This is a genomic window from Psychrobacter faecalis (genome assembly GCF_016107575.1).
GTDB lineage: Bacteria > Pseudomonadota > Gammaproteobacteria > Pseudomonadales > Moraxellaceae > Psychrobacter > Psychrobacter faecalis.
The window spans coordinates 17,760-27,655 of the sequence record NZ_JABAST010000038.1 but is presented as its reverse complement, the minus strand read 5'-3'; the positions used below and the strand labels follow the sequence as shown (position 1 = coordinate 27,655).

Below are 9,896 nucleotides of genomic sequence, written 5' to 3'. Positions count from 1 at the left end.
CGTATCAGTAAGCATTTAATCTAAATGGCAGTTACACAGAATTCGGGATGGGCTCGCGCTTAATCCTGAAACTGCTATTAACCACGTGACAGTGACCGATGATTTGGATAACAATCCTGACACTGAGAATACGCTTGTCGATAGTACAGATACTACCAAAGAAGTAAATGTTAGTGCTTTCTATACTACTGCTCAGATTAACAACCTCAATGGTCAAATACCAGCTAACCCTGGTGATGACTCAACGCTGCCACTATCATCAGCGACCATTCAGCGAGCTCTAACGCTAACTGGCCCAACTTTTAGAGAAATTGCCCCAACTTCAGGTACCGAAGGCCAAGTGACTCATACAACAGTCATTACTAATACGGGTAAAGACGTTGAAGGCAGTAAAGCTGGCGAGTTAACGTTCACTATCACTGACAATGATGGCAATACGCCAGATGCAATTAATCCAGAGCATAGTAGCGTCACTGTCACTTATTATCCGAATGGTAACGACACCACAACACCAACAGTAACGAATAAAACTATTACCGCTGTTAATGGTGTTTATGATCTCTCTACTGCCTTACCTAGTGGTATAAAACCTAATGGTACCGTTACCATTAACTATAAAGTGTCGTCAGTCAAAGCTCCGCTGTTTACACCATTAGATTCTACCAGCCCTACATCTGAAGACACAGTTATTACATTAACTCCAGGTAAAGAAGGCGCACCTCAACCCCTTAAAGTAACAGATAAAACAACGGTTCGCGGCTTGACACTGCTGAAAACTCAAGCGATAGATGCAAATTGTGATACTACTCCTGCTGACGCAGCTTTCGTTACCACAGACCTTGAAGCGTTACCTGGACAATGTATTGTTTATAGGGTTCAAGCTAAAAACACTTCTTCTGCTGATGCCGACTCTTCAACTGGTGTCGGTTTTAATATTACAGATGTCATCATCTCAGACAAATTTGATAATTTCTCAGACAAGGCTAACTATGTACCAGCTTCTGTAAGCTCTACTAATAATGGTACAACAAGTGATAGTGGAACCGCGATTACTACTACTGTTGCCACTTTAGCACCTCAAGCAACTGGAACTATGCAGTTTAAAGTCAAAATAAAAACTGATAACGGAATTACTCTGCCTAAGTCATAACTTTATCTTGAGATTACTATTATCAGTTAAAACTAAGTGTCACATTTAAACCTTTAACTTTACATTCTATAAGTATCTACGGGTGCTTATAGACCTCCCCCATTTTGTTTTATTGGATAAGCGACATATGACAGCTCATTTAATGACATCGTTTAAACACATGCCATTGCACACTGCTAAAGTCTCTGCGTTGACGCTTGCCATGTTTCTTATGCAATCAAATACTGCGCTTGCCGCACCTAATCCTCTGCTACAATTCATCGAAAACACCGCTAACGCCAGTTATGTTGTCAATAATGGTACTAACTTTAATCTAAGTAGCACTTCTAACCAAGTGGGTGTTCAGTCGTCTGCTTTTCCTCAGTACGGCATCAGCTTAACCTCAACACCAAGAAAGACCGTTTCTCCGGGTTCAACCGCGAGTTGGAAAAACGTCCTAACCAATACCAGTTATAGTGACCAGACTATTGACTTAACCTTAACTGTACCTAGCAGCCTATCGAACATCAAACTCTATCAAGACTTAAATAATAACGGACGCTTCGATGAGGGTGTTGATAAAGAAATTAAGTTAGATAACAATCTAACCGCTCAAATTACTTTAGGTAAAAGCGAGAGCATTGAGCTTACCATTCAGGCGTTATCTGATGCCAATGCTGCAACCGATGATACTGCTATTATTAAGCTTGGTGCTGTCGTTGTTGAAGACCCCTCTATTACCGCTATAGTGAGTGATGAGCTTGTCATCATTGAAACACGTCTCGATTTTATGCTGTATTCATGGGATGGCTACAAAAGCAAATCTCAAATTGGCGAAGATCTTTATCTTCAAGCCAGCTGTGCTAAATGTAACGTCCAAAATAGCGTGCGAGATGAAGTATGGATAACCATTACTTCTTCTAAGACTGGTGATACCTATTCAGTTAAAGCCATCGAAACTGGTATGAATACCGGTAAATTCCGTGTAGAAGTGCTAACAGAAAATAATGCCAATGCCGTTAATGACGATATCATTCAAACGCTACAAGATGCTAATTTAGTTGCTAATTTAGATTCTTATGTCGATGAAAATGGTATAAAACAGCAAATTACAGAAGATATCAATAGTACTATTGCCATCGTTGACGAAAACCCTAGCTTACAGGTCACTAAAGAAGGCGATGTTAAAACTGCTTCATTTGGCGATTATATTAACTATACGATTAATGTTAAAAACAACGGTGCCGCAACCGCCTACGATGTGCAACTAAAAGACGCCCTACCACGTGGCTTTGCCTATGTGGATAGCAGCGTACGTATTGATAAAGCCCAAACGACTGAGTTTAAAACCGACGGCAAATACCAAGTTTTAAGTTTAGGTAATATGAATGCCGGCGAAACGAAAGACATTACTTATCGCGTCCTTATTGGCTCATCGGCATTTGGCGGTGACGGCATCAACCGTGCGACCGCAGTTGCTACTACTGAACAAGGTCAGAGCCTAGTATCACGAGAAGCCCAATGGAAGATTGAGGTTGAGCGCGGTGTCATGAACACTGACGGCATCATCATTGGGAAGGTTTACCACGATATCAACCGCGACGGCATTCAACAAAAAGAAGATGGCGAGCTTGGCGTTGCAGGCGTGCGCATCTATATGGAAAACGGCAACTTCGTCGTCACCGATCCTGAAGGTAAATATAACTTCTACGGCGTCAGCGCAAAAACTCACGTCCTAAAAGTTGACCGCACCACCATTCCTAACGCCACCGAAATGGTTACTCAAAGCAACCGCAATGCTGGCGATGCGGGTAGCCGTTTCGTTGATTTAAAATATGGCGAGCTACATCGTGCAGACTTTGCTATCGTTGGCGGGATGGGCGATAGCACTGAGCGCCTAAACGCAGAGCTGGTCGCGCGCAGCAAATCTGTCAGCGCTAAAAACGACAGCCTAGAGCAAGCGGTAAAAACCGAGCTGGTGTTAGAGCCTGATTATAACCGCGACAATAAAGACAATGTCGATGCAAGCGGCTGTAAATCTAACGATGTCCTAGATGCCGGCATACAGTGCGACTCCGCCATCGTCAACGAAATGGTCAAGCCAGCTGCAAATCATGTCGATATGACAGTGACGACTATTGCTCCTCCGCTAGAAAAAGAGCTTGAAGAATACTTAAAAGACGTTTCTAGCAATGACGTTGCCTTTATTAATCTTAGCGAAGGTCAACAGCTCAGTACCTATAAGCAAATGGTGCAAGTACAAGCGCCACTAGGTTCTAACTTTACCCTATATACCAATGGCAAAGCGGTATCAGCCGAGCAAATCGGTAAAACCGCTGAGCAAGAAAAGCAAAAGGTGACGGCGTTTGATTATTATGCCGTCGATTTAAAACGCGGTAGTAATATCTTACGCGGTGTCGCGACTGACATTAATGGTAAAGTCATCTCTGAGCAGACCATTAAAGTATTGACGCCCGATAGCTTGCAAGCCATTGATTATCGCACACAAAAACAATTGGTCGCCGCAGACGGCATTAGCGAATATCAAGTAGTTATTAGCCTAAAAGACCGTGACGGTCACCCTTATATCGCCTCAACGCCGATTACAATTGACACCAATATCGGTCGTATCAATCTTAGCGATAGCAGTAAGGATCAAGCTGGCACTCAAGTCACCGTCTCTGGCGGCGAGCTACTGATACCTATCACCGCCCCAAGTGTACCGGGTAAAGGTGAGCTAGTCATTAACACTGGCAGCAGCAAACAAGTGATTCCGCTACAGTTTACCGCTCAGTTGCGCCCTCTTATCGCTGTCGGCATCGTTGAGGGTGCCATCTCGCTTAAAAACTTCGATGGCAGCAATATTACCGATGCCCAAGGTGCCTTTGAGCAAGAACTGCGTGAAATCGCTGGCAATGATGACTATTCAGCAACGGGTCGCGCGGCGATGTTCTTAAAAGGTAAGGTGCGCGGCGATTATCTACTGACACTAGCTTATGATAGCGATAAAAAAGGCGAACGCCTATTCCGTGATATCGAGCCGGGTGAATACTATCCTGTCTATGGCGATTCTTCTGCTAAAGGTTTCGACGCCCAATCGACGAGCAAGCTTTATGTACGCGTCGACAAAGGTCGATCATTTGCCATGTATGGCGATTTAAAAACCCAAATCGATAACGACGAAGGTATCAAACTTGGTCAATACAACCGTACCTTAACGGGTTTAAAAGCGCAGTTTGAAGACAATAATACTCGCATCACCGCGTTTGCCGCTGAAACCAGTACTTCACAGCGCGTCAACGAGACTCGCGGTCTAGGTATTTCAGGTCCCTACCCGCTTGCCAATGATTTCGACGCGGTATTAGAAAACTCAGAAACCATCGAAGTCATCACCCGTGACGCCAATAACCCGGGTCGTATCGTGCGCCGTGAGACCTTGACGCGTTTTGCTGATTATGAAATCGATCCTATTAGCCGTAGCTTATATCTAAAGTCACCGATTGCTAGCCAAGATATCGATGGCAATCCCATCTACTTACGCGTGACGGTCGAAGTCGACGAAGGCGGCGAGAAATATTGGGTTGGCGGTATCGCTGCCAAGCAGCAAGTGACCGATAAAATCGCCATCGGTGGTAGCTATATTAATAGTGATGACCCGCTGAATAAAGAAGAGCTTGCCAGCGTCAATACGGTGGTTAAATTTAACGATAAGCTAAAGATGGTCGCAGAATATGCCAAAAATAAAGCAGAAAATCCAAACTCGCAGCCAAGCGATCAGATTAATGCCAAAGAGCTAGACGGTAAAGATACTGAAGGCGATGCACTGCGCATCGAGCTTGACTATGACGATAAGAAAAACACCCGCGCTAAAGCTTATTATAATGATACCGACGAAGGTTTCGTTACTGGTGCTTCGCCGCAAACGGCTGGTCGCACTGAATCTGGCATTGAAGTCACCCATACGTTAAATAAGAAAAAAACCGCGCTTAAATTGGAAGGTGTGCGTACAGAAGACCATACCTCCGAAGCCAGTCGCCAAGGTGTCCAAGCCAGTATTGAACAGCGTTTAAGTCAAAATATTGTTGGCGAGATTGGCGTACGTTACTATAAGCAAGAGGCCACTGCCGCCTCACGCAATACCCAAGCGGCAACCGATGTCTTAGATACTACTAACGATACCATCTTTAATGATGACATCATTAACCAATCAGCGCTTAATGGTGTAAGTAGTGCTGAAAAAGACATCGAAGGCACCACTGCCCGCGCCCGTCTTACCGCGCGTTTGCCCAAGCTGAACAACTCATTGGTATTTGCCGAATACGAGCAAGATATCGAGCATAGCTCGCGCAATGCCACCTCTATCGGTGGCGAAACGGCGCTTGGCAACTTAGGTCGTTTATACGCCCGTCATGATTTAATCAATAGCTTGTCAGGCAGCTACGGTTTAGACGATTCTGAAGAGCACCAACGTACCGTTATCGGCTTTGATGCCACTTATATGAAAGACGGCAAAGTCTATAGCGAATACCGTATGCGTGATGCAATCAGCGCCCGCGAAGCTGAAGCCGCTATTGGCCTAAAGAATAAATGGTATGTTCAAAAAGGTTTAACGCTTAATACGTTGTTTGAGCGTGTCGAATCGTTAGAAGGTGAAAAAGACAGTACCGCAACTGCAGCCGGTGTTGGCGTTGAATACCTTGCTAATGAAAACTATAAAGCCTCAGGGCGGCTAGAAAAACGCTGGGGCGAGACCAGCGATACGCTGCTCGCTAGCGCAGGTGCCGCTTATCGCTATAGCGATGAGATTACCTTATTAGCTAAAGACATTTACTCGCAAGTCGATTACGATGATGGTCATCGTACCATCAATCGTTTTCAGCTAGGCGCCGCTTACCGCGATTATGATAGCAATACGCTCGATATGCTTGCCAAGCTTGAATACCGCTTAGATGATAATGCAACCGGCAACGACCCTTACCAAAAAGATGCCATTATGTGGTCATGGAGCGGTAACTATCATCCAACGCGTCCATTAACGCTATCAGGTCATTATGCCGGTAAATATACGGAATATGACGCCCAAGGTATTACCAGCGATAATACTGCACACGCTGTTTATGCACGCGGATTGTATGATATCAGCGAGCGCTGGGATGTTGGTTTGCAAGCAGGTACGTATTGGAATAAGCAGGCGGACGACTTATCTTACTTGGTTGGTGCCGAAGTTGGCTATAGCCCGATGACCAACCTTTGGTTGTCGCTTGGCTACAACTTTATGGGCTTTGAAGATGAAGATATTGCCTATGACGATACGACGATAGAAGGCGCTTACTTTAGATTACGCTTCAAGTTTGACGAAGACTTATTCAAACGCCAAGATTCACGCAAAAATAAGCCGCTCAGCGCCCGTTCTACGTTATAATTCCTCTTAGTTGTCATTTATTCTCATTGTCGTAAGCCACGCTTACGACAATTTTGTATTAACGGGGCGATATTTTTTATCCTATGATAACTAACCCGCTTACATACAAATCTCTCATTATTACCTTACTATAAGGTTATTCTTATGCCTCGCACTCCCATTCAAGCAGTTTCCTATAAAAAACCTCTATATATGGCGTTATTAGCTGCGTTGCTATTCTCTACGGTTTCTTGTGTATCAACGCCAAACACTGCGTCAAAGGAGAGTAGCTTAAAGGCAGCAGATTACTGTCTTAGTAGCAACGATACTGAAACCTTAGCCTCTTCTAAAGCTCAAAGCGCACAGCAGCGTGCTATGGATTGCATGCTGAACGAATTACAAACTTATCAACAAAAAAACATGAGCGCGCGACAACAATACTTTGCTTACAAAGCCCAAGCTTGGCTAAACTATGCAAATCATAAAAACAGTATGAATAATCGCTCAGACGCTGGCGTAGAAGCTGCCCAAACGGCAGAAAATATCTTGCAAGCATTAAAAAATGATAAAGTTGAAGAGCTTGCACTTATTGAAGACATTCCGTCTACTTCTGCGCTCATGCGACCTGATTTATGGGCAACGTTAAGCGCTCTTAAAGATAGCGGCGGTATCAATAGCGCGCCACGCGAAATCGCCTTTAGCGAAGTCTCATTAATATGGGCAGCTACCGACCAATGTGAGCGCGGCGCAAAATCATCGAACAGTCACTTTCGGATGGCAGACCGCTGGCTTGAGCAAGCGCGCGAGGCTTTTGTAAATACCCACGACTCAACAACGAACGTTGCTTTAGAAGGGCTTATCGTGCGTTATTATAAAGAATACGCTCCTTTAGATTCAAGCGATGACATTTGTAACGGCCAAGTGCTACCGACAATCAATAAAAATCAAGCACCTTATTAAAAGACTAAACGATTAATAAGCCCTCATAAAGACGCGTAAAAAAAAGCCGACATCAAGTCGGCTTTTTTGTGGAAAGTCTAATAAAGATTAGCTGTTTTTACGCGGTAGTTTCTCTGGTAAGTAGCAGCGCAGATAGGCGATAGACGCGGTATTGGCTTCTTGCAAATACTTATCAGTAATGCTTTGATGACGGCGATAAGAAACCGTAAAGATGGCATTAATAATGCTAAAGGTAATCAATAATACATCTTGAATATCTTCAAATTTCGGCATCTCATAACGCTCTGATAAGCGCTTATAAACCAATTGCACCACTTGATTGTCCATATGCTCACCATAGCTGTCCCCTTCAAAATCAGGCGTATTGGTGTCATAAATCAATTTGGCTTTGGTTTGATCCTCATCAAATATCTTTACACAGCGCTCAATCAACGCGGTCAAATACGCTTGCCATCTGTCATAATCAACGGTTTCAACAGTGGTAAGGACTTCTAAAATATCGATAGCATTTAAAAAACGTAGTGCTAAAAATATCGCTTCGATATTGGGGAAGAAATGATAAGCAGAAGCTCTGGGAATACCCGCTTCTTCACAGACAGCTGCCAAAGTGATGTCGTTAATCGCTTGAGTTTCACTCAGTTTTTTTGCGCCCATCAATAGTTTTTGACGGCGTGCGCGGCCTTGTTGACTGGTAAATTTGAATTTATTTGGTACCAGCTTCTTTGCCAGCTCAGAATCTACCAGTACATCTTCAATTTTGTCGTCTTTATTTTCAATCATCATAAATCTCTTAAGGTTACGCCCTGTCTTTATATAGTCTTCATTGGATAGTATTTGTCCTAAATCGAAGGACTATTTTCTATCAACCAATAATTTGGGCCAATAGCACCGTTACTATACTCAACGAAGCAGCATGATAAACGCTTGTACACTATCAAGCAAGGGACATGAATAGGTTAAAAAATAACTCACTAATTACTAAGTAAACGGGGTTAACTGTGAAGTTTAATTTTCGCTCTTATAATACCATGATCGATGACTCTATCGGCATAATCCCACTTTAAATGGTCATTAAAATAGTCAACTCGTTCAACCTGACCGAGCGAAAACTTACTATCAGGTAAAAACTCTTCTGAAACAAACAGCTGATCAATCACTTCAGGCATACCCTGATAAATATGGGTATAAGCAACATCTTTCATCCAGCCATAACGTGCTTGAATACGAGCGGCGTCAAATAACGCGACATCGCGCATACTTTTATCATAATTGACTTCGCCTGTCTCGCTCATCAGTTGGGTGGTCACGCTACCGGTGACATCGTTCATATCACCTAATAAAATCAGTGGCTCACGCGTATGATGCAGGCGCTCAATAATGGACATACGAATAGAGGCAGCTTCTGCGGCGCGCATACACAAACTACGCAGCTTGGCACGAACGCGAATATTTGGATCGTCCATATCCTCTAGCAACTGACCGTTTTCATCGCGTAGGAAAAAAGCCCGTTTGCTTTTTAAATGCGCGGTGACAATCACAATCGGTTGTCCAAAGGCATTGACTCGTAATACAAGCGGCGGACGATTAAAGCGCTGATAAAGACCGATATCAGGAATATCGATGACCGCTTTTGGTTCTATCTGTTCTAACAAGGTACTTTCTAACTGCTCAAAACGTGTAACAATTCCAACGGCTGGCGTCTGTTGCGCGCCTTTGCCTTGGGTATAAGGACTGGCCTTATCATTACTTGCCAGCGGAATAACCACATGCTCAGGTTTGAATCCTAACCCTACTGCTAGTGCTTCAAGCGCATGACTGTCCCATACTTCTTGCACAGCTATAATATCAGCATGCGCCTTCGCTAGTAAGTCAGTAATGCCGCGCAGCTTATGCTGGTATTCGTTATCGCTATAAGCTGGCGCGTTTTCATAATAAATTCGATTAGGGTTAGCAAAATTAAGTAAATTGGCCGTTGCTATATAAAACTGCTTAGGGCTATTGTCTTCAGCGTTATTAACCATGAACTACCTATTATTATTATTTTTGATAATTGTCTTTTTTACGAGTAACTGTTCTTGATGATTGTCTTTGTTTAATAATGACTATTTTCTAGAATAACCTTTTACTACCATATATTTATATATAACAATATACATTAAAAAAGCCTCCAAAGTAATTTTTGGAAGCTTTAAAATAACATAAAACTGACTATATTTATGAGTTAGCAGAGCCAGTTCTACAATCAAACTAACTCTAGTAATGAAGGAGTAAGTTTTCTTATCCTTTGCTTACTTATATTAAATACCTCATTAGTTAAACTTAACTTATATGCTTAACAAAAATCAGTTCAACAAAGCACAACTTATCCTTCATTTTTTAAGACTAACCTAACTTATAGCCAGTATC

The 9,896-nt window shown here is 43.0% G+C and carries 5 protein-coding genes; 3 read left to right on the top strand and 2 right to left on the bottom strand.

Features of this window, described 5'->3' with window-relative positions:
• Positions 1 to 103 precede the first annotated feature (103 nt).
• The 3 genes from JFC07_RS10800 to JFC07_RS10790 all read left to right on the top strand — a co-directional run bounded on the left by JFC07_RS10800 (position 104) and on the right by JFC07_RS10790 (position 7,490).
• The gene (locus JFC07_RS10800; protein WP_227678312.1) at positions 104 to 1,150 is read left to right on the top strand and encodes a hypothetical protein; all 1,047 of its coding nucleotides are present in this window, start codon (positions 104 to 106) and stop codon (positions 1,148 to 1,150) included.
• 127 nt (positions 1,151 to 1,277) lie between these two features.
• Positions 1,278 to 6,551, top strand: coding sequence for an SdrD B-like domain-containing protein (locus tag JFC07_RS10795; protein WP_198329028.1), 5,274 nt, complete (start codon positions 1,278 to 1,280; stop codon positions 6,549 to 6,551).
• Positions 6,552 to 6,695: 144 nt separating this feature from the next.
• Positions 6,696 to 7,490 carry a hypothetical protein gene (locus JFC07_RS10790; RefSeq protein ID WP_198329027.1) on the top strand — a complete coding sequence of 265 codons (795 nt, stop codon included), beginning with the start codon at positions 6,696 to 6,698 and terminating at the stop codon, positions 7,488 to 7,490.
• 87 nt (positions 7,491 to 7,577) lie between these two features.
• Here the strand turns inward: JFC07_RS10790 and JFC07_RS10785 are convergent, their stop codons facing one another.
• Entirely contained in the window at positions 7,578 to 8,270 is a 693-nt protein-coding gene (locus tag JFC07_RS10785; protein WP_102076523.1) for a TetR/AcrR family transcriptional regulator, read from the bottom strand.
• A 212-nt stretch (positions 8,271 to 8,482) separates the two neighbouring features.
• Positions 8,483 to 9,511, bottom strand: coding sequence for an endonuclease/exonuclease/phosphatase family protein (locus JFC07_RS10780; RefSeq protein ID WP_198329026.1), 1,029 nt, complete (start codon positions 9,509 to 9,511; stop codon positions 8,483 to 8,485).
• Positions 9,512 to 9,896 lie beyond the last annotated feature (385 nt).

What these genes read in the sequence shown, in the direction of transcription:
- JFC07_RS10795 (WP_198329028.1), top strand. Translation starts at nt 1,278, where the DNA reads ATGACAGCTCATTTAATGACATCGTTTAAACACATGCCATTGCACACT.
- JFC07_RS10790 (WP_198329027.1), top strand. Translation starts at nt 6,696, where the DNA reads ATGCCTCGCACTCCCATTCAAGCAGTTTCCTATAAAAAACCTCTATAT.
- JFC07_RS10785 (WP_102076523.1), bottom strand. Translation starts at nt 8,270, where the DNA reads ATGATTGAAAATAAAGACGACAAAATTGAAGATGTACTGGTAGATTCT.
- JFC07_RS10780 (WP_198329026.1), bottom strand. Translation starts at nt 9,511, where the DNA reads ATGGTTAATAACGCTGAAGACAATAGCCCTAAGCAGTTTTATATAGCA.